19 protein-coding genes and 1 riboswitch are annotated in these 26,237 nt (G+C 61.5%); of the genes, 12 read left to right on the top strand and 7 right to left on the bottom strand.

All coding sequences use genetic code 11. The features are described 5' to 3' along the window. Nucleotides 1-6: 6 nt before the first annotated feature. Nucleotides 7-1,041 carry a threonine-phosphate decarboxylase CobD gene (cobD, locus tag G6N80_RS11650; RefSeq protein WP_156379300.1) on the bottom strand — a complete coding sequence of 345 codons (1,035 nt, stop codon included), beginning with the start codon at nt 1,039-1,041 and terminating at the stop codon, nt 7-9. Between the two features lie 10 nt (nt 1,042-1,051). On the opposite strand from cobD, the gene cbiB reads away from it, so the two are divergent. Next, complete coding sequence (gene cbiB / locus G6N80_RS11645) at nt 1,052-2,023, top strand: adenosylcobinamide-phosphate synthase CbiB (protein ID WP_062556237.1); 972 nt, start codon at nt 1,052-1,054, stop codon at nt 2,021-2,023. Here cbiB and G6N80_RS11640 read toward each other — a convergent pair. Together G6N80_RS11640 and cobO are read right to left on the bottom strand one after the other, a co-directional pair. After that, nucleotides 2,007-3,476, bottom strand: a complete 1,470-nt coding sequence (locus G6N80_RS11640; protein ID WP_165133945.1) for a cobyric acid synthase — start codon at nt 3,474-3,476, stop codon at nt 2,007-2,009. The genes cbiB and G6N80_RS11640 overlap by 17 nt on opposite strands. Further along, nucleotides 3,476-4,045, bottom strand: coding sequence for a cob(I)yrinic acid a,c-diamide adenosyltransferase (gene cobO / locus G6N80_RS11635; RefSeq protein WP_210300849.1), 570 nt, complete (start codon nt 4,043-4,045; stop codon nt 3,476-3,478). The genes G6N80_RS11640 and cobO overlap by 1 nt, the downstream gene beginning before the upstream one ends. Nucleotides 4,046-4,199: 154 nt before the next feature. Then, nucleotides 4,200-4,426: riboswitch (cobalamin riboswitch) on the top strand. 98 nt (nt 4,427-4,524) lie between these two features. Between cobO and G6N80_RS11630 the strand changes: the two genes are divergently transcribed. From G6N80_RS11630 to G6N80_RS11600, 7 genes are read left to right on the top strand one after another with little or no spacing between them, the layout of a single operon-like run. Further along, nucleotides 4,525-4,956, top strand: coding sequence for a DUF1636 family protein (locus G6N80_RS11630; protein WP_246719076.1), 432 nt, complete (start codon nt 4,525-4,527; stop codon nt 4,954-4,956). After that, nucleotides 4,953-5,990 carry a cobalamin biosynthesis protein CobW gene (gene cobW, locus G6N80_RS11625; protein WP_062556240.1) on the top strand — a complete coding sequence of 346 codons (1,038 nt, stop codon included), beginning with the start codon at nt 4,953-4,955 and terminating at the stop codon, nt 5,988-5,990. Before G6N80_RS11630 ends, cobW begins: the two co-directional genes overlap by 4 nt. Continuing rightward, the gene (cobN, locus tag G6N80_RS11620) at nt 5,990-9,349 is read left to right on the top strand and encodes a cobaltochelatase subunit CobN (RefSeq protein ID WP_165133936.1); all 3,360 of its coding nucleotides are present in this window, start codon (nt 5,990-5,992) and stop codon (nt 9,347-9,349) included. The genes cobW and cobN overlap by 1 nt, the downstream gene beginning before the upstream one ends. Next, nucleotides 9,346-10,662 carry a precorrin-3B synthase gene (gene cobG, locus G6N80_RS11615; RefSeq protein ID WP_206531712.1) on the top strand — a complete coding sequence of 439 codons (1,317 nt, stop codon included), beginning with the start codon at nt 9,346-9,348 and terminating at the stop codon, nt 10,660-10,662. Before cobN ends, cobG begins: the two co-directional genes overlap by 4 nt. Beyond that, nucleotides 10,662-11,294: a precorrin-8X methylmutase gene (locus G6N80_RS11610; protein ID WP_062556243.1), complete on the top strand. Its 633-nt coding sequence runs from the start codon at nt 10,662-10,664 to the stop codon at nt 11,292-11,294. Before cobG ends, G6N80_RS11610 begins: the two co-directional genes overlap by 1 nt. Before the next feature lie 20 nt (nt 11,295-11,314). Beyond that, complete coding sequence (locus G6N80_RS11605; RefSeq protein WP_062556314.1) at nt 11,315-12,046, top strand: precorrin-2 C(20)-methyltransferase; 732 nt, start codon at nt 11,315-11,317, stop codon at nt 12,044-12,046. Continuing rightward, nucleotides 12,043-12,807 (top strand): precorrin-3B C(17)-methyltransferase, encoded by a 765-nt coding sequence (locus G6N80_RS11600; protein ID WP_165133930.1) that lies wholly within the window; start codon nt 12,043-12,045, stop codon nt 12,805-12,807. The genes G6N80_RS11605 and G6N80_RS11600 overlap by 4 nt, the downstream gene beginning before the upstream one ends. On the opposite strand, the gene G6N80_RS11595 is transcribed toward G6N80_RS11600, so the two are convergent. Continuing rightward, nucleotides 12,771-13,541: a cobalt-precorrin-6A reductase gene (locus tag G6N80_RS11595; RefSeq protein ID WP_165133927.1), complete on the bottom strand. Its 771-nt coding sequence runs from the start codon at nt 13,539-13,541 to the stop codon at nt 12,771-12,773. The two genes, G6N80_RS11600 and G6N80_RS11595, sit on opposite strands and share 37 nt — an antisense overlap. On the opposite strand from G6N80_RS11595, the gene cbiE reads away from it, so the two are divergent. From cbiE to cobM, 3 genes are read left to right on the top strand one after another with little or no spacing between them, the layout of a single operon-like run. Continuing rightward, complete coding sequence (cbiE, locus tag G6N80_RS11590; protein ID WP_165133924.1) at nt 13,540-14,781, top strand: precorrin-6y C5,15-methyltransferase (decarboxylating) subunit CbiE; 1,242 nt, start codon at nt 13,540-13,542, stop codon at nt 14,779-14,781. The genes G6N80_RS11595 and cbiE overlap by 2 nt on opposite strands. After that, complete coding sequence (locus G6N80_RS11585; RefSeq protein ID WP_062556246.1) at nt 14,778-15,164, top strand: cobalamin biosynthesis protein; 387 nt, start codon at nt 14,778-14,780, stop codon at nt 15,162-15,164. Before cbiE ends, G6N80_RS11585 begins: the two co-directional genes overlap by 4 nt. Further along, the gene (cobM, locus tag G6N80_RS11580; protein ID WP_165133921.1) at nt 15,161-15,934 is read left to right on the top strand and encodes a precorrin-4 C(11)-methyltransferase; all 774 of its coding nucleotides are present in this window, start codon (nt 15,161-15,163) and stop codon (nt 15,932-15,934) included. The genes G6N80_RS11585 and cobM overlap by 4 nt, the downstream gene beginning before the upstream one ends. Here cobM and G6N80_RS11575 read toward each other — a convergent pair. Beyond that, complete coding sequence (locus tag G6N80_RS11575) at nt 15,889-17,019, bottom strand: cobalt-precorrin-5B (C(1))-methyltransferase (protein ID WP_165133918.1); 1,131 nt, start codon at nt 17,017-17,019, stop codon at nt 15,889-15,891. The genes cobM and G6N80_RS11575 overlap by 46 nt on opposite strands. Nucleotides 17,020-17,070: 51 nt before the next feature. Here G6N80_RS11575 and G6N80_RS11570 point away from each other — a divergent pair, with 51 nt between their 5' ends. After that, on the top strand, nt 17,071-18,405 hold the full coding sequence (locus tag G6N80_RS11570) for a cobyrinic acid a,c-diamide synthase CobB (RefSeq protein ID WP_165133916.1): 1,335 nt from the start codon (nt 17,071-17,073) through the stop codon (nt 18,403-18,405). A 168-nt stretch (nt 18,406-18,573) separates the two neighbouring features. On the opposite strand, the gene pbpC is transcribed toward G6N80_RS11570, so the two are convergent. Both pbpC and G6N80_RS11560 read right to left on the bottom strand, forming a co-directional pair. Beyond that, complete coding sequence (gene pbpC / locus G6N80_RS11565) at nt 18,574-20,619, bottom strand: penicillin-binding protein 1C (RefSeq protein WP_425503918.1); 2,046 nt, start codon at nt 20,617-20,619, stop codon at nt 18,574-18,576. A 50-nt stretch (nt 20,620-20,669) separates the two neighbouring features. Beyond that, entirely contained in the window at nt 20,670-26,141 is a 5,472-nt protein-coding gene (locus G6N80_RS11560; RefSeq protein ID WP_165133912.1) for an alpha-2-macroglobulin family protein, read from the bottom strand. Between the last annotated feature and the right edge of the window lie 96 nt (nt 26,142-26,237).

The raw sequence follows: 26,237 nt of genomic DNA, 5'->3' as shown, positions 1-26,237 counted from the left end.
CACCCCTCAGCGCTGCCAATTTCCTGAGCAAAGAGCCGCCTCGACCCGCTGCCACTCGTCCGGTGCCGGAAGACCGATGCGAAGACAATCCGGCCTTTCCACAAAGCGCCGCACCAGAATTCCGGCCTGTCCCAGATACTGGTAGATGGCCTGCGCATTGTCATCCCGGATGTAACGAAACAGCATCGTCCCGCCTGCGACCTTGATTTTCGCAGTCTTCAGCAACGCATCCAGCCTGTCAGCCTCAGCCCTCAGCCTTTGACGCATTTCTGACTGCCATGCCTGATCCGCCAAGGCCTCAAGGCCGATATGCAGGGCCGGACCCGGAATGGCCCAGGGCCCGAGCCTCAGCCGCAAATCCTGTGCAAGCTCCGTTGGCGCGACCGCAAAGCCAAGCCGGATGCCCGCAAGACCGTAAAATTTTCCGAAGGAGCGTAGGACCACCAGACCGGCGTGAACCTTGCCCACCAGTCCTGACGGTTCATTCATGACATCGCGGAAGGCTTCATCGACCACCAGCAGGCCGCCCTTCGCCGCCAGATGCTGCGAAAGCGCCAGAAGATCATGATCCGCGATGAAACGGCCATCGGGGTTATTGGGGTTCACCACAATGGCGAGATCAGCCTGCGCAAGTGCTGCGAAATCAGTCGCTTCCACAGTTTGGAACCCCGCCATGCGGCAGGCATGTGCATGTTCTGCATAGGTGGGAGAGAGGATTGCCGCCTTTACGCTGGAGGCATCCCGCCCGCCGAAAATATACTGGCTGATCATCGGCACCAGCAGATGCGTGCCGGCAGCAGCCGCAATGTTCTCTCCGCTAGATGCGCCGTAGCACCGTGCCGCCGTCTCGCACAGTTTCGTCAGATCTGAAGGCTCCGGCAGGCGAGAGAAAGCGGTGGCGGGAACGGGTGAATAGCCATAAGAATGCGGATTGATACCGGTGGACAGATCGATCCAGGGTTTTTGCGCATCGGGAAACTGACGTGCCGCCCGCATCACGCTTCCTCCGTGTTCGATCCGCTTTTCATTTTGTGGCTGCATATCGATTTCCATGGCTTTCACGCTTGCCTTTATCGCCCTCGTTATTGAACGGCTTGTCGGCTATCCGCAATGGCTTGTGGAGCGCATCGGCCATCCGGTGATCTGGATCGGCAAATTGATCTCCGGACTGGAAAGGCGCTTTAACACGCGATCCGAAAGCTTCGAGACACGGCGTCGCAATGGTTTGATCTGTTTCGTCTTCCTTCTCGCCGGTACCATTGCGCTGGCGGCGGCGCTGGAAGGCGTTCTTTTGTGGTTGCCGCTGGGGCTCGGGCTGGTAGCCGTTGCCTCCTCCAGTCTTCTGGCGCAGAAAAGTCTTGAGGAGCATGTGCGCGCCGTCGCCGATGCGCTGGAAACCGGCGGTCTGGACGCAGGGCGCAAGGCGGTTTCCATGATTGTGGGCCGCGACCCGGACCAACTGGATGAGGCCGGTGTGTGCCGCGCAGCCATCGAAAGCCTTGCCGAAAACTTTTCCGATGGCATCACGGCCCCGGCCCTCTGGCTGGGTCTACTGGGGCTTGCTGGTGGCACAGCCTACAAGGCAACCAATACAGCCGATAGCATGATCGGCCATAAGAACGAGCGCTACCATGCCTATGGCTGGGCGGCAGCGCGGTTTGACGATCTCGTCAATCTACCCGCCTCGCGCCTGACGGCCCTGCTGTTCACTGCCGCCGCCTGGGCGACCCCCGGCGCATCACATAAGAACGCGTGGGAAGCGGTACGGCGGGATGCGGCCAAGCATAAATCCCCCAATGCAGGCTGGCCGGAAGCGGCCATGGCCGGTGCACTGGGTCTCGCCCTTGCCGGACCACGTATTTATGGCGGAGAACTGGTGGACGACCATTTCATGGGAGAAGGCGGACGGCGCGAGGCGACAGCCGCCGATATTCGCCGCGCTTTGACACTTGCCCGAACCGCCGATCTGCTGCTGATTGCCCTGTTCGGAGTTCTGGCGGTTACGATCAGCGCGCTAACCTGAGCAGCAAATCCAGATCGAGGTGCCGTTCGATATGCGCGGCAAGACGATCCAGAACCTCTTCCACGCCCTGCTCATAATCCAGCCTTGAGGCCTCGCCCCCCAGCCGCTTCAACCAGCTGGAACGCTGCGCATCATCGGCGAAAAGCCCATGCACATAGGTGCCTGAAACGAGACCGGAGGCGGAAACCGCACCTTCGGGCCGCCCCTCAATCGTTGCGAAGGAACGCCCGCAATCCGGCCCGACCGTTTCGCCCACATGCATTTCATAGCCGGCAAATGAAGCGCCATCGGCAGTCTGTCCCTGAACGGCCACAAGCCGCTTGTCGTCCGTCAACCGTGTTTCGATATCCAGCAGACCGAGACCGGTTTCATTTACACCTGCCGGTCCCTCGATACCTTCAGGGTCCGCAACACTTTTCCCCAGCATCTGATAACCGCCGCAGAGGCCAAGCACAGGCTTTCCCTGCCGCACATGAGCAGCAATGTCGATATCGAAGCCTGCGCTTTTGAGCGCCTGCAAATCTGAAATCGTTGCCTTGGAACCCAGCAGCAGAACGAGATCGGCATCAGCAGGCAGCACGCTACCCGGCCTGACACGGATCAGTTCGACATCCGGTTCGGCATCCAGCGGATCGAGATCATCAAAATTGGAAACATGCGGCAGGATCGGCACCGCGATGCGGATCTTTGCACCCGGCTTGCGTTCAGGCTTTGAATTCAGCGCCAGCGCGTCTTCCGCCGGAAGTCGGGAAGCCTCGGCAAAATGCGGCAAAAGGCCGATGGGCTGCCAGCCGGTAAAGCCCGCGATCATCCGCATGCCTTCATCGAACAAGCTCGGGTCACCACGGAAGCGATTGACGATGAAACCGTGGATCATGGCCGCATCTTCAACGTCCACCACCGTTTTCGTGCCTGCGAGGCTGGCGATGACACCACCGCGATCGATATCGCCGATCAGCACGACAGGCACATTTGCAGCGCGGGCAAAGCCCATATTGGCGATGTCGTTGCGGCGTAGATTGACTTCGGACGCACTGCCTGCCCCTTCCACCAGCACCAGATCGGCTTGAGCCTTCAGGTGCTCGAAGCTTTCCAGAACAGCTGGCATCAGCCCCGCCTTGATCTGCTGATATTCGGCAGCCTTGGCATTGCCGCGCACCTTGCCCTGCACGACAATCTGCGCACCCACCTCGCTTTGCGGCTTCAGGAGAACCGGGTTCATGTGCACTGAAAGGGGAGCGCGAGCCGCACGCGCCTGTAGCGCCTGCGCCCGACCAATCTCCCCGCCATCGGCGGTCACGGCCGCATTGTTCGACATGTTCTGTGGCTTGAATGGCAGGACCTTCAGCCCGCGCAGCGAAAAGGCACGGGCGAGACCCGCCACGACAAGCGACTTGCCGACATCCGATCCCGTTCCCTGAAACATCAATGCCTTGGCGGGCGGCTTTACCATCAGAACTCTATCCCGGCCTGCGCCTTCACACCCGACTTGAAGTGGTGCTTCACCAGCGTCATTTCCGTCACCATATCGGCGGCCTCGATCAAGGCGGCCTTGGCGTTACGACCCGTGACGATGACGTGCAGGTCCGGCCTGCGGGCGGTCAAATCCGCGATGACCTTTTCAAGATCGAGGTAATCGTAGCGTAGCGCGATATTCAGCTCATCGAGGATCAGAAGCCCCACATCCGGCAGCGCCATCATCTCCTTGGCCTTCTCCCAGGCACGCTCGGCGGCGGCGACATCCCGCTTCAGGTCCTGCGTATCCCAGGTGAACCCTTCGCCCATAGTGTGCCAGATAACGCGATCACCGAAAGCTTCCAGCGCCACCCGCTCGCCAGTGTCCCAGGCCCCCTTGATGAATTGCACGACGGCAACCTTTCGCCCATGACCCAGCATGCGCAATGCCAACCCGAAAGCCGCTGTCGATTTGCCCTTGCCCGGACCCGTGTTGACGATCAGCAGACCCTTCTCGATGGTCTTGGAGGCCACTTCCGCATCCTGAACCGCCTTGCGATTAGCCATCTTGCGGCGATGACGTTCCGCTTCGCTTTCGTCGATCTCCTTCACCGGCCTCTCCTTGCATCCTGTCGATGGAGCGGCGGACTATAGTCAAAACGATCCGTGCGGCAATCGCCCCCTGCCGTGATCACCATTGACAGCCACTCACGCAAGGGCATAGTGAACCTCTGTGAACGGTCTTTTCCCGGCAACGGGAAAAGCTAAGAGGGAACGTGGTGCGGAATTTCGCCTAAACCACGGCTGCCCCCGCAACTGTAAGCGGCCTTCCACCTTTGGATGAAGGATGGAGCGTCCGGCGCATAATGCCACTGAAGATATCTTCGGGAAGGCGGCGCAGGCACGATGGTCGCGAGCCAGGAGACCTGCCGTTTATGCATGAAATCCGCCGGGCGGGGTGCTCCGGGCAAGGATGTATCAAACCATGTGAGGTGAGAAGCCTGACATGGACGCGCCCCATTGTAACAATGATTTGGGGTGGATTCTTGGATCTCTCGACACGACCGGACAGACAGGATGCCGCAGCACGTGAGGTTGCGAATGTAGTGATCCATGTCTGCGAAACATGCCGCAGCGGGCAGGAAGCCGTTGATGCGCAGCGCGATGGTGCCGTGCTGGCGGAACGCGCCAAGGCGCTGGCGACTGAGGGCGTGGAAATCCGTTCCGTTGCCTGCCTCGCCAATTGCAAGCGCGCCTTGAGCGCCAGCATTCAGAGTGCCGATGGCTGGTCCTATGTGTTCGGCGATCTCGGCACCGATGCGGCAAACGATCTTCTGGAAGGTGCTCGCCTACTGGCCGGTTCCACCGATGGACTGATGCCGTGGAAGGGTCGCCCCGAAAGCCTCAAGCGCGGCATGATTGCCCGCATTCCGCCGCTCAACCCAATTCTCCCGAACGTCGAAGGACAGACTTCATGACCAATTCGCTCGCCCGCGTGCCCTGCACCGTTGTCACCGGCTTTCTAGGGGCAGGAAAAACCACGCTGCTGCGTCACGCGCTGGAAAACATCAAGGGCAAGCGCCTGGCCGTGATCGTCAACGAATTCGGCGATGTCGGCATTGATGGCGAAATCCTGAAGAGCTGCGGCATCGAAAACTGCCCGGAAGACAACATCATCGAGCTGGCCAATGGCTGCATCTGCTGCACCGTGGCGGATGATTTCGTGCCAGCCATCGACAAGATCCTCGCCATGGAGCCGAAGGTCGATCACATTCTGATCGAGACCTCGGGCCTTGCTCTGCCGAAGCCGCTCGTTCAGGCCTTCCAGTGGCCGGGCGTGAAAAGCCGCGTGACGGTGGATGGCGTCGTGGCCGTGGTCGATGGTCTGGCGCTGGCCGAAGGTCGCGTTGCCGACGACATGGAAGCCCTTGCCGCCCAGCGCGCCGAAGACCAGTCGCTTGACCATGACGATCCCGTGGAAGAAGTCTTCGAAGACCAGATCGCCTGCGCCGATCTCGTGATCCTCACCAAGTCCGACCTGCTCAACGAAGCGGATCTCGAAAAGGCCCGCACCCATGTGGAGGACCACCTGCCGCGCGCCGTACGCATCGTGAATTCGCAGAATGGCGAGATCGATCCCGCAATTTTCATCGGCCTTGGTCTGGCGGTTGAAGACGATATCGAAAACCGCAAGACGCATCACGATGACGAGCTGGACCACGAGCACGACGATTTCGACAGCTTTGTGCTGGATATCCCGGCCATTGCCAGCCCGGAAGAACTCAGCAAGCGCATTGCCGATGTAACCGATGCCGAAAAGGTGCTGCGCATCAAGGGTTATGTGGAAGTCTCCGGCAAGCCAATGCGCCTTCTGGTGCAGGCCGTTGGCCCGCGCGTGAACCACTATTTCGACCGCCCATGGAACACCGGTGAAACCCGCCGTTCCCGCCTCGTCGTGATCGGCGAAAAGGGCATCGACGCCGAAAAGATCGGGAAGCTGCTGGCCGCCTGATGCATATACTCGCCACCACATCCTCTTCGCTCGACGATCTGATCGAGCCGGTCGATCTGAACCAGACGCCGGGGGATGTGGTGGTGCTATCCTTTACCGATAGCGACCTGAACGGCATTGCGAGCGCCTGGAACCGGCTGAACCCGACCGGGCTTTCCCTGCGCCTGGCCCAGCTTGCCGACCTGCGCCATCCCATGTCTGTAGACCTCTGGGGTGACAAGGTGGCCCGGCATGCGAAGCTGATCCTCGTGCGCATTCTCGGTGGCTACGACCGTTGGCGCTACGGGGTCGACGAGCTGGCGCGTATCGCCAGAGAGCGGAATATTCTGCTCTATCTACTGCCCGGCGAATGCAGCGAACGCGACGAGCGGCTGGAGACCGCCTCCACGGTGGATCTGGCGGAAATCCGCTCCGTTCTCGCCTTCTTCCGCACCGGTGGGCCGGATAATCTGGACAGGCTCGTTAGCCGACTTACCAATAAGCTATCCGGGGGTGCCGATATTGCATGCCCAGAGGCCGAGGACGTGCCGAAGCTCGGCATCTACCGGCCTTTGAAAGGCGTCGTTTCGCTGGACGAGGCCTTGATCGAGCGCGAAGGGAAGCCGCTTTTGCCGCTGCTCTTCTATCGCTCCATGCTCTTGGCAAGCGACGTCGCCCCCGTGGATGCGCTGATGGAAGCGCTGGAAGATAGAGGCGCCTGCGTTCTGCCCATCTTCGTTCCCGGCTTGAAGGATAGCGCAACGCTGACCCATCTACGGGACATGTTGGCTCCGTTAAAACCTGCGGCCATCATCACCGCCACCGCCTTTGCCAGCAATGCGGAACTGGACGGCCAGACGCTGTTCGACGTGCTTGGTGTGCCGGTGTTTCAGAGCGTGATTGCGACGACCAAACGGCAGGCCTGGGCTGAAAGCCAGCGTGGGCTTGGACCTTCCGATCTTGCCATGCATGTGGTGCTGCCGGAACTGGATGGCCGCATTTTGGTAGGCATACTGTCCTTCAAGGCAGAGCGGCAGGCGGGCGAAGATTTCGGCTTCACCGGTTTTGCCAATACGCCGGAGCCGGATCGGGTGGCGGCAACGGCGGAGCGCATCCTCAAGCATCTGGCGCTTTATGCCACGCCGAAATCCGAACGTTGCATTACCATTCTGATGCCGGATTATCCGGGTACCGATGGCCGCACAGGCTATGCCGTGGGCCTCGATGTGCCGGAAAGTGTGCTTCAGATGCTGCGGGATCTTCAGGCCGAAGGCTACGAGGTCACAGATATTCCGGCCACGGCCAAGGACCTGATGGACCGGGTCTTGCGCCAGACCGAAACGCTGGATGCAGAGGTTTATGGGAACTATCTGGCCCAGATCGCCGAAGCCGCGCGTTCCGCCGTGCATAATACCTGGGGAGACCCCTTAGCCGACGAAGCATTTGAGGCAGAAAGGTTCCGCTTCCGGGCAGTTCGTTTTGGCAATGTGACAGTAGCACTGGCCCCCGATCGTGGGCGAGAAGCGGACCGCCGCACCGATTACCATGATCCGGCCCGCCCGCCGCGCCATGCCCTGCTAGCCTTTGGCTGTTTCATGCAGAGAGAGCTTGGCGCACAGGCCATTATTCATGTCGGCGCCCATGGCACGCTGGAATGGTTGCCGGGCAAGAATGTCGCGCTGTCGGAAACCTGCTTCCCCGAGATCGTCACCGGCAATCTGCCGGTACTCTATCCCTTCATCGTCTCCAATCCCGGCGAGGCAGCGGTTGCCAAGCGTAGGATTGCTGCGCAAACGATTGGCCACCTGCCGCCCATGCTGGCGGAGGCTGGCCTTTCACCCGCGCAGCAAAAGCTGGAACTGCTGGTGGATGAATATGCGCAGGCCGACGGGCTGGACCGCAAGCGGCGCGACCGGCTGGCAAAACTGATTGTGGAGACGGCGGAAGAAACGGGGTTGGCGGCGGAGGCAGGCATTTCTCGCGAGGAGGACCCGGATACAGCCCTTTCGCGTATCGATGCCTTTCTCTGCGACCTGAAAGACTTTGCCATCAAGGACGGCCAGCATGTGTTTGGCCACGCCGATCAGGGCGAAACCGATCCTCTGCGGCTGCAAAGCGCGGAGGCCGAACGGGATGCGCTGCTTGCAGCGTTGGATGGCTTGTTTGTCGCTCCCGGCCCCTCTGGCGCACCTGCCCGTGGCCGTCGTGATGTCCTGCCGACAGGCCGCAATCTTTATGCATCCGACCCGCGCACCATGCCGACGCCAACCGCCTTCGAGCTAGGCAGGCTGGCCGCGGACGAGGTGATCCGCCGTTATCTTCAGGACCATGGCGACTGGCCGAAAAGCCTTGTGATCGACCTGTGGGGGAGTGCCAGCCTGCGCAGCGGCGGTGAAGAGGTGGCGCAAGGGCTGGCGCTGATGGGAGCAAGGCCTGTGCAGGATGCCGCGACCGGACGCGTGACCGGCATTGAAGTTCTACCGCCCGCACAGCTAGGCCGCCCGCGTGTGGATGTCACCTTCCGTATTTCCGGCCTGTTCCGCGACATGTTCCCCTCGCTGATCACACTGCTGGATGCCGCCGCCCGGTCCATCGCGACCCGCGAGGAGGCTGATGGCGATAACCCTCTGGCGGAAGAGGCGAAGCGGCTTGGGCAAATCCCGCCGCGCATTTTCGGCTCCGCGCCCGGAACTTATGGCTCCGGCATCGAGGAAAAGCTTTCCTCCGGCGACTGGCAGGCGCGTGAGGAGCTTGGCCGCGCCTATCTTGCCATGACCAGCCATGCCTTTGGCGGCGCTGATGGTGAAGGGTTCGAAGCCTCAAGCACCTTTGCCGAACGGGTGAAACAGGCCGATCTACTGGTGCATACCGGCGACGATCCGGGCCGCGATCTCTTGGATGGTTCCGGCGATGTGGCCTTCATCGGTGGTTTTGCCGCAGCCGTGGCTGCCCTTGGCGGCAAGGCGGACCTGATTTCGCTGGATACGACGAACCCGCAAAAGCCTCGCGCTCGCTCTGTGGCGGAAGCCGTGACGCGCGTGGTGCGCGCCCGCGCCGTGAACCCGCGCTTCATTGATGGGCAGATGCGCCATGGCCCGCGTGGCGCGGCGGAATTTGCCGAAACGGTGGATCGCCTCGTCGGGTTCGCCGAAACCACGCAAGCCGTTCCGCAAAGCCTGATCGAAGCCATTTACGATGCCTATGTGGCCGATGAACGGGTGCGCGATTTCGTGCTGGATCAAAACCCGGAAGCGGCTCGCTCTATCGCCGACCGGCTAATGTCCGCCCGCCGTCGCGGGTTGTGGCAGCCACGCCGCAACTCGGTGGATCGTGATCTCGAAATGCTGCACGGGTCGGCGAATGCGAGGGCAAGGCGATGACGGCGGCGGCTTCTCCCATGGCCCGCGGTGCTTGTCCGGCGCTTGATGCGCCCATGCTGACCGGCGATGGCTACCTCTCGCGCATCGCCTTGATCGATGCGATTACGCCTGATCAATTGGCCGCGCTGTGTTCGCTTTCAATCGCGCATGGCAATGGCATGCTGGACATTTCCGCCCGTGGAAACCTGCAAATCCGGGGTCTGACGCTGGCGTCGGCAGCCGAGCTGGAAGCGGATGTCCGCGCACTCGATCTGCCGCTGCGTGAAGGTCTTGCGGTGGAATGGTCGCCGCTGGCGGGCCTTGAAACAGGCGTTGACCCGCGCCCGCTGGGCCTCACAATCATGGAGGCTGCTCGCACACTTCGCGGCAGTTTGGCACCGAAGCTTTCCGTGGTGCTGGAAATCGATGGCCTGATCCGGCTTGATGACCTGCTGGCGGATATTCGGCTGGTCGCAGCAGCTAATGCCGGTTGGAATGTCTTCCTCGGCGGCACGCGCCAGACCGGACGCGGTATCGGCTGTGTCAGCGATGAAAACGCAGCCGATTGCGTGGCAGCGCTGCTAGATCATTTCGCGAGCCTTGGACCGAAAACACGCGGACGGCAGATAGACATGTCGAGCCTACCTGAGAACGTGCAGCACCATTTGAAACCAGCCACGCCCCTCCACAGACTGCCGCAACAGAGCCTGTTCGGATTGTTTGCCGTTAGCCATCGCACCCACGCTTTGCGCATCGCTCTGCCCTTTGGCCAAATCAAGGCTAAGGCACTGGCGGAATTTGCGCAGCAGGCGGAAGGCTTCTGCATCGAGAGCATCAGGCCGGCACCCGATCACAGCCTTATTGTCTTCGGGCATGAGAAGGCCTGCGCAAACCTGCATGGCGTGGCGGAACAGGTGGGCCTTATCGTAAAGGGAGATGATCCGCTGCGGCAGATTGATGCGTGCCCGGGTTCGCCATCCTGCAACTCGGCGCGACTGGAAACACATGCTCTCGGGCGCTTTGCCGCCAGCGAGACACCCACTCTTTTTGATGGGTCGCTTCGGCTTCACCTCTCCGGCTGCGCCAAGGGCTGCGCCCACCCCACGCCCTCACCGCTTGCCCTCATCGGCACGGAAAATGGCAGCCATCTTGTATTCTGCGGCAAAACCACGGATACCCCGATCAAACACCTTGCCCCCACCGCTGAGAAAGCGGCGCTTGCAGCCCTTGCGCGTCTGATCGAGACGACGAGGCGGGATGGCGAAACAAACCATGATTGCCTTGTGCGGCTCGGTCCCGGCGGGATTGCGGCAGCCCTTGGCGAAGGACCTTGATGACGGACTACGATTACATCCGCGATGGCGATGCGATTTATCGCAAATCCTTCGCCATTATCCGCGAGGAAGCGGATCTTTCCCGCTTCACGGAAGAGCAAGCGGATGTCGCCATCCGCATGATCCATGCCTGCGGGCTGGTGGAAGCGGCAGCGCATTTCGAATTCTCAGCCGATTTCGTGGGGGCCGCACGCGCCGCCCTTCTGGCTGGAAAGCAGATTTTCTGTGATGCGCAGATGGTGGCCCATGGCGTGACCCGTGCACGACTTCCCGCGAACAACGAGGTGATCTGCACGCTGCGCGACCCGCAGGTGCCGGACCTCGCAAGGCAAGTGGGCAACACGCGCTCTGCCGCTGCCCTTGAACTGTGGCGGGACAGGCTAGAGGGATCAGTGGTCGCCATCGGCAATGCACCGACAGCCCTCTTCTACCTCCTGGAAATGCTGGATAAAGGCTGCCCGAAACCGGCGGCCATCATTGGCATGCCGGTCGGGTTCGTGGGCGCTGCCGAAAGCAAGGAAGCGCTGGCGGAAAGCGTCCACGGCATTCCCTATGCAATTGTCAAAGGCCGCATGGGCGGCTCTGCCATGACGGCAGCCGCCGTGAATGCGCTGGCGAGGGCGGGCCTGTGAGCGAGATAATTCCCGGCAAGATGTATGGTGTCGGTACCGGCCCCGGTGATCCCGAACTGCTGACGCTGAAGGCCGTAAAGGCCCTGAACAATGCGGATGTACTGGCCTTTTTCGCCAAGCGCGGTGCACGCGGCAATGGCCGCACCATCGTGGAAGCCCATGTACGTGCTGACATTCTGGAACTGCCGCTCGTTTACCCCGTCACTGTCGAAGAAGACAAGGACAGCGAAAGCTACAAGCGCGCCATAGACGGCTTTTTCGACCAGTCTGCGGCGGAAATTGCGGTGCATCTTCAGGCGGGCCGAAACGTGGCGGTGTTAAGCGAAGGCGACCCGCTGTTTTATGGTTCCTATATGCACCTGCATCTGCGGCTGGCACCACATTTTCCGGCAGAGGTCATTCCGGGCGTCACAGCCATGTCCGGCTGCTGGTCGTTGGCGGGCATGCCGCTGGTGCAGGGCGATGATATCCTGAGCGTTCTGCCCGGCACTCTGCCCGAGGAGGCACTGACGGCGCGGCTCGCCGGAACGGATGGTGCGGTGATCATGAAAGTGGGGCGCAACCTGCCGAAAATTCGCCGCGCACTGGCCGCAACCGGCAAGCTTGATGGTGCAATCTATGTGGAGCGCGGCACGATGCCGACGGGCCATGCCATGCCACTCTCCGAGCGGGATGAAACGGCACCCGCCCCTTATTTCTCGCTGGTGCTGGTTCCCGGCTGGAAAGGCCGTCCGCAAGGAGTGCTGGCATGACGGGCAAGCTCACCGTCGTTGGCCTCGGCCCCGGCAGCCCAGAAGAGATCACGCCGGAAGCGCTGAGTGCCATGGCGGAAGCAACCGATTTCTTCGGCTATGGCCCCTATGTGGATCGGCTGGATTTGCGCCCCGAGCAGCGCCGCCACGCCTCCGACAATCGCGAGGAAATCTCCCGCGCCGCCGCCGCCCTCACCCTTGCGGTACAAGGGGAAAAGGTGTGTGTTGTGTCGGGCGGCGATCCCGGCGTTTTTGCCATGGCGGCAGCCGTCTGCGAAGCTATGGAAACCGGCCCTGCGGAATGGCGCAATATCGAGTTTGCCGTGGTTCCGGGTGTCACCGCCATGCTCGCGGTAGCCGCAAAGGCCGGCGCGCCGCTGGGTCATGATTTCTGCGCCATCTCGCTTTCGGATAATCTGAAGCCTTGGAACGTCATTGAGAAACGCCTGATTGCAGCGGCGGAAGCCGGTTTCGTGATGGCGTTCTACAATCCCGTCAGCAAGGCGCGACCGCACCGCTTGGGGCAGGCGTTCGATATTCTGCGTGCCCACCTGCCGGGAACGGTTCCGGTCGTCTTTGGTCGTGCCGCCGGTCGCGCTGATGAACGCATCAACGTGGTGCCGCTCTCAGAAGCGCAGTCAGACATGGCGGATATGGCCACCTGCATCATCGTCGGGTCCACGGAAACGCGGCTGATCGAGCGCGAGGGTCAGCGTCCGCTGGTCTATTCCCCGCGTTCCTGGATGGCCGGAAAGGCCTGATCCACATGGGCAGCGAGCGCTTTGACCGTCTGGAACGATGGCACCTCCGGCAGAGCCGGACGGCGGATCATGACGACCGGCAGCCCAAGCGCCCGCGCTGCAGCGATCTTGCCGTAGCTGGCCGCACCGCCGGAATTCTTGGAAACGATCACCTCGATGTGGCTATCGGCCAGCAGCGCCCGCTCATCCGCTTCATTGAAAGGACCGCGCGCCGTGAGATAGCGAACATGCGGCAGAGTGAGCGGCGGCTCTACCGGATCGACACTGCGCACGAGATAATCATGCTGTGGGGCTGCCTCGAAAGGCAGAAGTTCCTGACGACCGAGTGCCAGGAAGGCACGGCGCGGCTCATGTCCCAAAGCGGCCGCTGCCGCCTCCACGCTTTCTACCTCGGTCCAAAGATCACCAGCCTGCCGTTCCCAGCCCGGCCGACGCAAAGCGATCAGGGGCACACCGGAAATATCCGCAGCCTTTGCTGCATTGGCGGAAATGCGGGCCGCGTAAGGATGCGTGGCATCGATCAGCAGATCGATAGCATTGGCCTTCATATGGTTGGAGAGACCTTCCGCCCCGCCGAAGCCGCCGACGCGCACGGGAACCGGCTGCTCAACGGGTACCTTGGTTCGGCCCGCCAGCGAAAGCTTCAGCCGGAAACGGTTCATGTCGCGCAGGGCGTCCGCCAGTTGCCGCGCTTCCGTCGTTCCGCCCAGAATGAGAATGGAATGCACCGCCATGGCTCCTGATCTATCTGCCTCTCTTCTACCCGGTCAGCCCTGGTTGTCCATCGTCGGCATCGGCGAAGATGGACTCGCCGGGCTTGGTGAGCGTTCAAGACAGGCAATTTCCGAAGCCGAATTCGTCTTCGGCGGCACCCGCCATCTGGAGCTTGCCAAGGCGGCAATCACAGGCGAAGCGCACGCGTGGCCGCAGCCGTTCGATAGCGGCATGAAAGCCGTGACGGCGCTGAAAGGCCGAAAGGTTTGTGTGCTAGCGTCGGGCAATCCCTTGTTCTTCGGCGTTGGCGTGACGCTGGCGCGGCAGATCCCGGCAGATGAATTTCTCGCCTATCCAGCCCCGTCGGCCTTCTCGCTGGCGGCATCGCGTCTGGGCTGGGCTTTGCAGGATGTCGAGACGGTTTCACTGCATGGACGCTCGCCGGATCTCATTCGTTCTCTGCTGCATCCAGGCCGAAAAGTTCTGGCTCTCACCTCTGATGAGCACGGCCCCGCAACGATTGCAAAGCTGCTGGCGGAGAACGGCTTTGGCGAAAGCCGGATCACGGTTCTTGAAGCGCTAGGTGGGGATCGCGAGAAGATAAGCCGGGTAAAGGCATTAAGCTTCGATCTGGTTGACCTCGATCCGCTCAACATCATCGCGGTGGACGTTCAAGCCGAACCACAGGCCCGCATTCTGCCGCTGGGCTTTGGTTTGGCCGATGAGCTTTTTGAACATGACGGGCAGATCACCAAGCGGGAAGTTCGCGCTGCAACGCTTGCCGCTCTCTCTCCCCGGCGTGGTGAATTGCTGTGGGATATAGGCGCGGGCGCGGGTTCGATCAGCATCGAATGGATGCTGGCACATCCCTCCATGCGTGCCGTCGCCGTCGAGCATCATCCGGAACGGATTGCACGAATTCGGCGAAATGCCGCCTCTTTCGGCGTTCCGAGTTTGCAGGTGGTGGAGGGCAAAGCGCCTTCGGCACTTGGGGACCTGCCGACGCCGGATGTGATCTTTATTGGCGGCGGCGGCAGCAAGGACGGCGTGCTGGAGGCGGCCATCGCGGCGCTTCCACTCGGCGGCCGGCTGGTCGCCAATGCGGTGACGCTGGAAATGGAGCGGGTGCTGCTGGAGGCGCAGGCGCGGCTTGGTGGTCGGCTCATCCGGCTGTCGGTAGATCGCGCCGAGCCCGTTGGTCCGATGACCGGCTGGCGCGCTGCCATGCCGGTGACGCAATGGGCCTGGGTAAAAGCATGATGGCGCTTGGTATCGGCTGCCGTAAAGGCACATCAGCCAATGTAGTGCTGGCGGTCATTGACGAGGCACTGCAGGCGCATGGGTTAAAGCTCGTCCACCCGCTTGTTGTCGCCACCGGTGGCATAAAGGCGGGCGAAGAGGGCATTCGAGAAGCAGCGCTAAAGCTTGGTGCAGAGTTTGTCGTCCTGTCCGATGAAGCCTTGCAGGCCGTGGCTTCCCTTACCCTCACGCGCTCCGAGGCGAGTCTTGCCCATACCGGCCTGCCCAGCCTGTCTGAGGCAGCCGCGCTGGCCGCAGCCGGACCTGATGCCCGACTTCTTGGACCGCGCCACGTTTCACAAGGCGTGACCTGCGCCATTGCCCTTTCGGAGAATATGCCATGACCGTTCACTTCATCGGTGCCGGCCCCGGTGCCGCAGACCTCATCACTGTGCGTGGTCGTGATCTCATCGCCCGCTGCCCTGTCTGCCTCTTTGCCGGGTCCATCGTGCCGCGCGAACTTCTGGATTACTGCCCGGAGGGCGCACGCATCGTTGATACCGCTTCGCTGTCTTTGGATGAGATCGAGGCGGAATATCTGGCCGCGCAGGAAGCAGGTCAGGATGTGGCCCGCCTGCATTCCGGCGATCTCTCGGTCTGGAGCGCTGTGGCCGAACAGATGCGGCGGCTGGACCGCCTGGGGATCGACTATACGCTGACTCCCGGCGTTCCCTCCTTTGCCGCCGCTGCCGCCGCGCTGAAGCGAGAACTGACCATCCCGGAAGTGGCGCAGAGCCTGATCCTGACACGCGTATCGGGTCGCGCCTCCAAAATGCCGGAACGGGAAAACCTTGCCAACTTCGCAGCGACTGGCGCAACATTGGCCATTCATCTGGCCATCCACGCACTGGAGAAGATCGTAACGGAATTGACGCCCTATTACGGTGCCGATTGCCCTGTCGCCATCGTGGTCAAGGCCACATGGCCGGATGAAAAGATCCTACGCGGCACGCTTTCCACCATCGCCGCACAGGTGGCGGCGGAACCGATCGAGCGCACGGCGCTGATCTTCGTCGGCCCCGGTCTTCAGGCAGAAGATTTTAGGGAAAGCGCGCTTTACAGCACGGATTATGTGCGGCGGTTCCGCTCGGGCAAAGGGAGTGATGAGACCTGATCCGACGGCGTAAATGGCGCTTCGCCCACCAGTCTGCCCTCTCGATCGAAAACCAGCACTTCCAGAGCTATTTCGGGTGACTGCAAGGCTTTCGCTGCCGTTTTCCAGGCAAGTGCCGCCACGTGATCACCCAAGGCAAGACCTTGAGCCTCTGCCAATTGGAAGGCGTGCAGAACAGAATTGGCCTTGGTAATCTCATCAGCTAAAGCCGCATCTGCACCGGCTTCGGTTGCCACTTTCGCCAGCGCCTCAAGATCCGCCAGACCGCGCTTGGAATGCACATCGAGCATGCCCTGAGCAAGCTTGGTCATTTTGGCGACGCCACCGGCGACGGTGACCTTCGGCACCGGGTGCTTGCGAAGATATTTCAGCATGCCGCCGACGAAATCGCCCATATCGAGAAGTGCGGTTTCCGGCAGATCATGATGCGCCTGCACCGCCTTTTCCGTCGTCATACCAGTGGAACCGGCAACGTGGGTCAGCCCCTCGGCGCGTGCCACATCAATGCCGCGCCAGATGGAATGAATCCACGCCGAACAGGAAAACGGGATAACGATGCCGGTGGTGCCAAGCACGGAGAGCCCGCCGACGATGCCGAGCCGAGGATTCAGAGTCTTCTGCGCCAGTTCTTCTCCATCGGGAATGGAGATTTCGACCTCAAAATCGGTGTCTGTGCCTGCCACCTCCGCAATGGCAGCGGCGATCATCTGGCGCGGCACAGGGTTGATAGCTGGTTCGCCCGGCGGAATGGGAAGGCCGGGGCGCGTCACCATGCCCACACCTTTGCCAGCGAGAAAGCGAAGCCCCTTGCCCGCCTGCCCGCGACGCAGTGTCGCGATAACGAGAGCGCCATGGGTAACATCGGGATCGTCGCCCGCATCCTTGATGATGCCGGCGCGGGCAAAGCCTTCGCCTTGCTCTCCAAGGGCAAGAGAAAAGGCCGGCTTCTGGCCACCCGGCAGGGTTATCTCCACCATTTCGGGAAAGCCCTTCCCCAGAAGCGCAAGGCAGGCCGCCTTTGCCGCCGCAGCGGAACAGGTTCCCGTGGTCCAGCCACGACGCAACTCTTTGCCTTCAACGTCCATGGCTGCATCTATATCGTTGCGGTTGAGCATCGTCACTGGCAAAAGCATAGCATGACAGATAGCCGACTCACTCCCAAAGCCCTTATCATTGGCGCGCCCCGTTCCGGTTCCGGAAAAACCAGCGTTACCATTGGCTTGCTTCGCGCCTTTGCGCGACGTGGCATCCGGGTGCGCGGAGTGAAATCCGGGCCCGATTATATCGATCCGGGTTTCCATCAGGCGGCGACCGGTCTGGAAGGCCTCAATCTTGATAGCTGGGCCATGGAGCCGGATCTGGTGGCCCATCTTCTGGATCACGCGGCACAAGATACAGATCTGCTGCTGATCGAAAGCGCCATGGGCCTGTTCGATGGCATTGATGGCGGCGAGGGTCGCACCGGCTCCGCCGCCGATCTGGCGCGGCTTCTGGATATTCCGGTTCTGCTGGTGCTCGATGTATCGGGCCAGAGCCAGACGGCGGCGGCTGTGGCTGTAGGCTTCAGGCACTACGATGCGAAGGTTCGCACCAAAGGCATCGTCATCAACAGGGCGGGTAGCGAGCGCCATATACGCCTGTCGCGCACCGCCATCGAGGCAGCGGGCATGCCCGTTGTGGGTGCCGTTTTGCGCAGCGATGCGCTGGCTCTGCCCGAACGTCATCTGGGCCTGGTGCAGGCAAGCGAGCACGGCGGCATTCAGGACTATATCGACCGGCTGGCCGACGTGATGGAAACCTCTGTCGATCTCGATGCCGTGCTTTCGCTGGCGCAGCCGATTGCCTTGCGGCGTGGAAACCCTGCTGCGGCCATTCCGCCGCCGGGACAGCGTATCGCCATAGCGTCGGATGCCGCCTTCACCTTCCTATATCCGCATCTGGGTGCCCACTGGCGGGCGCAAGGAGCGGAGCTTGTGCCCTTCTCGCCGCTGAACGACGAGGGTCCGGCGCTCGATTGCGACATCTGCTGGCTGCCGGGCGGTTATCCGGAACTCCACGCAGGGCAGCTCTCGGCTGCCAACCGCTTTCGCAACCGTATTCGGCACTTTGCGCAGATGAAGCCGGTTCATGGCGAGTGCGGCGGCTTCATGGTGCTGGGAACCGGTCTCGTGGATGCCGATGGTGTTCGCCATGTCATGACGGCACTGCTCAGTCATTCCACAAGCTTTGCCAAGCGAAAGATGAACCTCGGTTATCGGCAGGTGCGTCTGTTGGGGGATGGTCCATTGGGTTCAGCCGGTGAGGTTCTACGCGGCCACGAGTTCCATTATGCCAGCGTCATCGATCCGGGTCGTGACGAGCCTTTTGCCGAAATCGCCGATGGAACCGGCCAGCCGCTTGGGCTGTCGGGCGGAAGGCGCGGCCATGTGAGCGGCACCTTCTTTCACGCGATAGCGCGGACAACATTGTAGACGCATTCCCGGACGGAAAACCGGTACCCACTTTTCCTGGGAATGCTCACAACTCTATACGCATTCCCGGACAAAAAACCGGTGCCCACTTTTCCTGGGAATGCTCACAACTCTATACCCATTCCCGGACGGAAAACCGGTGTCCACTTTTCCTGGGAATGCTCTGGATCACTCAATGAAAACCCGCACGGTGGCAGCGCGTCCGCGCGAATCGATGACCGTGAGCGTCGAATAGCCCGCGCCATCCGGCTTCCACTCGGAATTGCGCGTGCGCGCTGTATCCTCCAATGGTTTGCCATTCGCCAGCCAGCGGAAGGGTGCCCGCCCGCCCTGCAATTTCAGCATGAGCGGCGCGATTTCTTCGCCACTACGCGCTCCAAGGTCCACTCTCGCACCTTCGGGTGGATAGACGATCTGCGGTGCCGGTTCTCGCGAGGTGGAACGCAGCAGGCCATTTGCCATGACCGAATAGCGCCTGAGACCAATCGGCAGATCCGTCAGTGCCAGTCGTTGCGCACCGGGGGGCGCAGAGGGATGACCGGAGATGGCTAGACCAGAACGCGCAAAGGCCTCGAACAGAATGGGGGCCGCAGTGCCATAGCCTGTAATGCCGGGAACCGCGCCATTGTCTGGCCGGCCAACCCACACACCCAGCACATAACGCCCGTCATACCCGACGGACCAGGCATCGCGGTAACCGTAGCTGGTGCCGGTCTTATAGGCGAGACCGAGCTTCGGGCTCCCCTGCGGGGGAAGAACGTCGGAGAGGATATCCGTGACCTGCCAGACGGCGGAAGGCTCCAGCAGTGGCTGCATGCCATCGCGCTTGGGCTGATCCCGCACACCATCGCCGAGCTTCACCGGCCAGCCCTGATTGGCAAGCCCGGCATAGAGCTGCACAAGATCCTTCAACGTCATGCCGACGCCACCGAGGCCGATGGCCAGCCCCGGCGCTTCGCCCGCTGGCAGAACGGGCCGAACCTCTGCCCGCCTGAACCGCACCATCAGACGGCTGGGGCCGACGCCCTCCAGAACCCGCACCGCCGGTACGTTCAGCGACAGTTGCAGGGCCTGGCGAATGCTGACATCGCCCTGATAGCTCATGTCGAAATTCTTCGGTCGATAGCCGGAGAAATCGGAAGGGCGATCCTCGATGATCGTTTCCTGCGCGACCAAGCCCTCCTCAAAGGCAAGGCCATAGATGAAAGGCTTCAGCGTAGATCCCGGCGAACGGTTGATGCGCGTCATGTCGATCCAGCCGGACCGGGAAGCATCGAAATAATCGGCGGAACCAACATCGGCGATAATCTCTCCCGTGGTCGAATCCGCCATCATCATGGCCAGAGAAACTTTGGGCGGCAGCCGTGCACCCGCCTCTCGTGCCACGCGTTCCAGCGCGTCCTGCACCGGCTTGCGCAAGGTCGTTCCGTAAACCGCCTCACCCGGTGCCTTGCGCAAGGCAGCCTCTGCCAGATGGGCGGCAAGGGCTGGCAGCTGCCGTCTCTCGCGCGGCACAGCCACCAGCGAGGCGCGATCTGCCTCGCCTTCTCCCACTGCGGCTTCCACATGGGCACGGGCCAGAACGCGCTCGCGCGCAGCTTTGGCTGCCTCCGGAAAGCGATCCGGCCTTCTGCCTTCCGGCGACTGCGGCAGGGCCACCAGCAGCGCGGCCTCCGCCACGGAAAGCCGCTTCGGCTCCTTGCCGAAATAGGCAAAGCTTGCGGCCCTTACCCCTTCCAGATTGCCGCCATAGGGTGCCAGCGAAAGATAGAGGTCAAGAATTTCCGCCTTCGACAGACGGCGCTCGATCTGCACCGCCCGCGCCATCTGTTTCAGCTTGGCAAAAACGGATCGGCTCTCTCTCGGCTCGATGAGGCGCGCGACCTGCATGGAAAGGGTGGAGCCACCGGACACGATGCGCCCATGCGTGACAAGCTGAAACGCCGCACGCCCCAGCGCCCGGACATCCACCCCGGAGTGCTGGTAGAAACGATGATCCTCATAGGCGATCAGCATGCGGATGAACTGCGGATCGACATCGCCCGCCGTTGTCTTCAACCGCCACAGACCATCCTTCGTGGCAAAGGCGCGCAGCAACTGCCCGTCTGCATCGCGCACCTCTGCAGACCGGGCACGCGCTGCCTCCAGCGGTGGCGGATAGGCGCGGTCAGCGGCTTCGAGTGCCATGGAAAGGGACACGGCGACAACAAGCATTGTCGCCGCCCCACCTGCCAGCCACGTGCTGAGCCGCCTGCCCATACCCTTTACTGCGCTTCCTGAACCTGCATGCGGCCCGCCGCAGAGCGCGCCGACAATTCTGGCCGGTACATATCTTCCACGCTGGCTGCTGGATGATCATAGGTTCCGGGTGTCACCGCCCGCACGACATAGGCCAGCGAGAACTCGCGGTTATCGCCCTTGTTACGATCGAACGCCGCGACAAAACGGTCGTTGCGGAACTCCGTATGGGCCACCTGCACTTGGCCGACCCATTCGAAATTGGCCAGCTGCGCGCTATCCACGAGATTGGGATTGTCGATCTCGAAGCCTGCTGGCAGCAAATCCTGCACAAGGATACGGGATGGCCAGTCATTCGTTTCGTTGACAGTCAGAACCACAACATAACGCTCGTTCTGCTTGGCCTCAGTGACATTCGCTTCCTGCCCATCCAGCGTGTAATAGGCACGGGCGATGGCAAAGCCATTGCCTCCCGCTGCCGGTGGCTGCTTGGGCGAAGCATAGGTGGTGATGACTGCCGAAACCGGCTCGCTGGCGCGGTTGGTCAGCGTCACCGGCTTTGCCGAAAGCTCATCACCCGTCATCTGTTGGCGGTAGGCACCTGTGGTCACCTGTCCGTTCACATCAACCTTCAACCCGCTATCACCGTTTTGAAGGGCACGCGCCGCCAGAAGCATCCAGACCTGCTCCTGCGTGCTCATGTACTTCCTCTTGCGCGCTTCCTTGGCAACGGCTGCCGCAAGTTGCGGAACGATTGCCGGAACCGGGCGGCTTTCCGCGGCCAATGCCAAAACCGCCGCACCATCTCGCAGAGTGGAACCATAATCCGATCGCGATAGGCTGACCGGCGTTGCAACGGCCTGTTCCGTCATCTGAAGGGCGGAGGCAAACACAGTCTTCGACCGCTGCGTATCGCCATAGAGCGAAAGGGCAGCGGCCAGATGTGCCTTGGCCAGCGGTGTGGGGAAATCGTTCAGCATCGTATCGGCATAGTAGCGCAGATCGCTGATCGAGGCCTTCCGGTTCCGGGCGAGAACATAGAGCGCGTAGGAAACCTGCTCGCCCTGATCCTTGATGTTGACCTCATAGGCCAAAGAGTTCTGCAGGTTTTCCAGCGCCTGCACCAGCGCCCGATCCGGCACATCGAGACCCTGTTCACGCGCCCGGGTCAGGAATTCCGTCACATAGGCATCCAGCCAGCGATCGCCCGAACCAGGCCCCCAAAGGCCAAAGCTGCCGGACGAAGACTGATAGGCCAGCACACGGTAGATGGCATCCTGAACCCGCTTCTTGACATCGGGATCATCCGCCATGCCGCTTTGCCTGGAAAGCTCGGAGAGATAGAGCAGCGGCACCGCACGGCTGGTCGTCTGCTCGGCGCAGCCATAAGGATAGCGATCGAGCGACATCAACAGCGCCGGGATATCGAAATCTGCCGAGCGGGTTACGCCAAGCGTCAGGCTTGCGCCCTGCAATTGCGCATCTGCCAGCAGGTTGCCATCCACCGTGAGGCTCTGGTTCGGCGCAAGCGAAATGATGCGCTTTTCAGTAACCGGCAGCACCGCCGGGCGCACCGGCAGTTCAAGACGCTGCTGCATGGGCGCAAGACCGTTTCCAGCCAAAGTCACCGTCAGCGATCCATCGCCAACACGTGCGCCCTTGATGGCAAGGTTGACCGTGCTCTTGGCACCGGTATTCAGCTTGACGGTGCGGGATGCATTTGCCCCTGTGACACTGATCTGCGGGCTGGCGGCGATGGAAACCTGATAATCACCCGCCGGTGCATCCGTGTTAGCGATATCGAGCCGCAACATGGCCTCATCGCCGGGGGCGAGGAAACGCGGCAGGCTGGCGGTCACGACGACCGGATCGCGGATCACCACATCCTTCGTGCCATGGCCGACTGCCGTTTTCGTCCAGGCGACGGCCATCACCCGTGCTGTGCCGTTGAACTGTGGAATATCGAAGCTGACATTCGCCTTGCCATCTGGCCCGACGCGCACGATGCCGGAGAAGAAGGCAATCAGCTTTTCCTTCGGCGGGCTGCCTTGCAGCGCCACGCTTCCGCCATCGCCGCCGGTGCGCAGCTTGCCCGTCGCGCCCAGCGAACCATCGATCAGGCGACCGTAGATATCACGGATTTCGAGGCCGAGACGGCGCTGGCCGAAATACCAGTTGTCGGGCGCAGGCGGCTCATAGCGCGTGAGGTTCAGGATACCGACATCGACAGCGGCAACCGTGACATAGGCTTCTTCGCCAACGCCCGCGCCCTTCACATCCACGCCGATCTGCAGCGGTTGGCGCGGCAGCGTCTTGTCCGGTGCCGTCAGCGCAACGGTCAGATCGCGATCCTGCGGGTCCACTTTCAGCCAGGTCACGCCGATGGCGCGCATGGGCATGCGGCTTTCGCGCGCATTGCCGGGACGATAAAGCGAGGCGGTGACATAAGCCCCTGCGCCCCACTCCTTCGTGACCGGAATGGAAACCTCGCCGCCTTTATCGCCGATCGAGACATTCTGCACGGAGATCAAATTTTCCGCGCCATTGGCGATCATCAACTGACCGGCATAGCGGGAGGAAACTTTGAGCTTCGCCGTTTCGCCAACCTTGTAGGAGGCCTTGTCGAGCGCGATTTCCAGCGCATCCGGTGTTTCGGTCGAGGTCGCGGTCACGAACCAGCCCGCATCGAACTCGACGCTGGAGGCGGGCGCATCCGGCTCGGGGCCGGTGACTTCCAGACGATAGCGGCCCCATTGGACGGGAACGGAAATCTTGCCGCCATCTACCGCTGCGACATCTACCTTGCCATTGGCGATCTGCTTCGTGCGGTTGACCGGTTCGTAACGCCAGGAATTGCCTTCGCGATACCATTGATAATCGCGCTCGATCTTGACGAGCTTCCACAACAGGCCAGGGGCAGCCCGCTTCTGGGCATCGGCACCGATCATGATGACGTTGAAATTCGCCACAGCATTCTCGGCGAGATCGCCCGAGAATTCCGGCTTGATACCGATGCGGTCGCCATCGGCGCGAACGGGCAGCGTCAGCGTGCGTTCGACAGCGCGACCGCCGCCTTCTTTCAGGCGCACGACGATGTTCGCATCCGTCAATTGCGTGGTATAGGCAAGCTCGGTCAACCCGCCGTCAAAGCTGGCTTTGCCCTGCTCGTCGAGCGGATCAAGCGCTTCCAGCGGCAGCCGCTCGGCCTCACTTGCCTCTTCGTCAGCCAGACCAAAGAAATAGCCTTTGAACGCTTCGCGCTCTCGCGTGTGCTTGAGCACGATTTCGCCTTCGAGCCCAAGTCCGGCAGCCGGCGCGCCATAGAGATAACGGCCATCGACGGTGATCGGCGTCTGTTCGCCCACGACGATTTCTTTTGCCTCGCTCTTCAGATCAAACTCGATCCGGTCGGGCACGAAATCATCGACGAGGAAGCGCTTTTCAGCAATGGCGGTCGCCTTGGGGTCCGTGAATACCTGCATGGTCCAAGTGCCGCGCATGGCGCTGGCCAGAACCGGCAGATCCACTGCATAGCCGCCCAGCGTTCCCGTTCCCGTCATGCGGCGGTCTTCAACGCCGTCAGGCCGCAAGAACACGAAGGTCAGCGGCAATTGATCGATGGCGTTGGATGTCACGTCACGCGCCAGAAGCGCTGCATGAACCGTTTCACCGGGTCGATAGATGCCGCGTTCCGTCCAGGCGTAGACATCGATAGCACCCGGAGCCGGACGGCCCGTCACGCCGCGATCGGACAGGTCGAAGCCTGCGCGTGTCATGTCGAGGAAAACGAAATCCTCGCCGCCTTTCGAAGCCATCAACACGGCTGGAACCATGCTCGCCGTGCCGCGAATGAGACCCGCGCTGAACACGGCCTTGCCATCGGCGTCGGTCTTGGCGGTGCCGAGGATCTCGTTGTTCTTGGCCAGCAATTGCAGGTCCACGCCGACCGCCGGTTCGGCAGAGCCAAGCGAGCGCACGAAAACGTTCAGACCGTCGGTTCCGGCAAAGGTGCTGAGGCCCAAATCGGACACCACGAACCACTGCGTGGCCTTGTTCTCCCATTCATTGACATTGCCCGTGCCAGTCGCCGCCGTCAGCACATAGACGCCGGGCTTGCGCTTCGGCAAAACCTCATCGACCGGGAAGCTCGTCACCACATCCTTGTTGATGTCCTGAGCGATATCGATAGAGCCCTGCCAGACCAGTTCGCCATTGCTCTGCTCGACCTGACCGGCGGTGTAACCGTCCATCTGGGTGAGGAACTGCGAATTGGCGAGCAGCGGCGCAATGCCTCGGTCGCCAATACGGTAGAGCTTCAGATTGGCGCTGCTGGTGTTGACGGATACGATGGGAATGCCGCGCCGCGCCGTCGATGGCAGAACAAAGCTGTCACCGGTGAAGCGCACCGCTGGCGAGCGATCCTTGACGTAAATATTGAGGTCAACGGCTGCCTGCAGGCTTTCATCGACGCTGGAGGGAAGGCCACGGCGCAGGGTCAGCTTATAACGCTCGCCATGCTTCAGACCCTCGACGCAGATTTGCTTGTCCTTGGCTTCCACCGCTTGGGGGGCCTGGCCGTTGAGCACCACGAACTGGCCGTAATCCGTACCGGTTTTCAAAAGCGCTTCGGAAAACTGTACGCAGGCGCGCGGGCTTGCCGCATCGGCATCCACGCTGTTTCCCACGACGCGGAAGCCAAAGCGCTCCTTCAGATCGTTGTAACGGGCCTGAACGGTCTTGGACGGAACGAGCGCCAGGCTTTCCTTCAGCGCATCGATGGCACCCCGGTGGTTTTCCTGCGCATGAAGCGCATCACCCAAGAGGGCAAGCGCCTCGGCGCGGCTCTGCGCCGTACGAGAGGCATCATAGGCGTTGATCGCGGCAGAGACCGCCTTTGTCTTGGCGTCGGCATCATCCTTGATCTGGGCGGATGCCCTGGAAAACTCGCTCCACAGGCCTGAATCATCCGGCTCGATGCTGAGCGCTGCGGTCAACGCATTGATCGCAGCTGCCGGATTTCCATTGACGAATTCAAGCTGCGCCAGCGCCTTCAGGCTTTCCAGCCCCTGCCCTTCCAGTTCTGGCGCAACGGCCAATTCATCGCGAAGAGCAGCAGCCTGATTGGTCGCCTCATCGCCAACCATGGAAAGCGCTGGCGGCGTACCGATATCCGGCTGGCTGTTGGCGACAACGATCTTGCCGGCAACCGCACCAGCAAAGCTGTTCAGCTGGTTGTAATCGGATTTCAGGAAACACCACTTCGCCTTTACATTGAAGGTAAAGGCACGGCAGGATTTATCGTCGATACAGGCCGTCTGGCACTGCTGGAGCGTCACGTTTTTGACCGTCCTCAGATCAAAGCCGATATAATCGCTATCTTCCGCTGTCTCGATTGTCCGGTTCGACTGCGGCGCCTTGGTCGCCTGCTGCGCCTGGACGGGACCGAGAAGGCCAAGGGCCAGAAAAGAGGCGACCGCAAACGAGATCCGCTTCGACATGATGTCCTCCACCGCAGCATGAACGGCAATGTCGGCAATGATCGCCGATCAACAAAGTCTTCTGTCGTTAACGTATGGTTGTCAATTGAAAGCATG

This window comes from Rhizobium rhizoryzae, assembly GCF_011046895.1.
Taxonomy (GTDB): domain Bacteria; phylum Pseudomonadota; class Alphaproteobacteria; order Rhizobiales; family Rhizobiaceae; genus Neorhizobium; species Neorhizobium rhizoryzae.
This window is presented reverse-complemented; position numbering and strand designations above follow the sequence as displayed.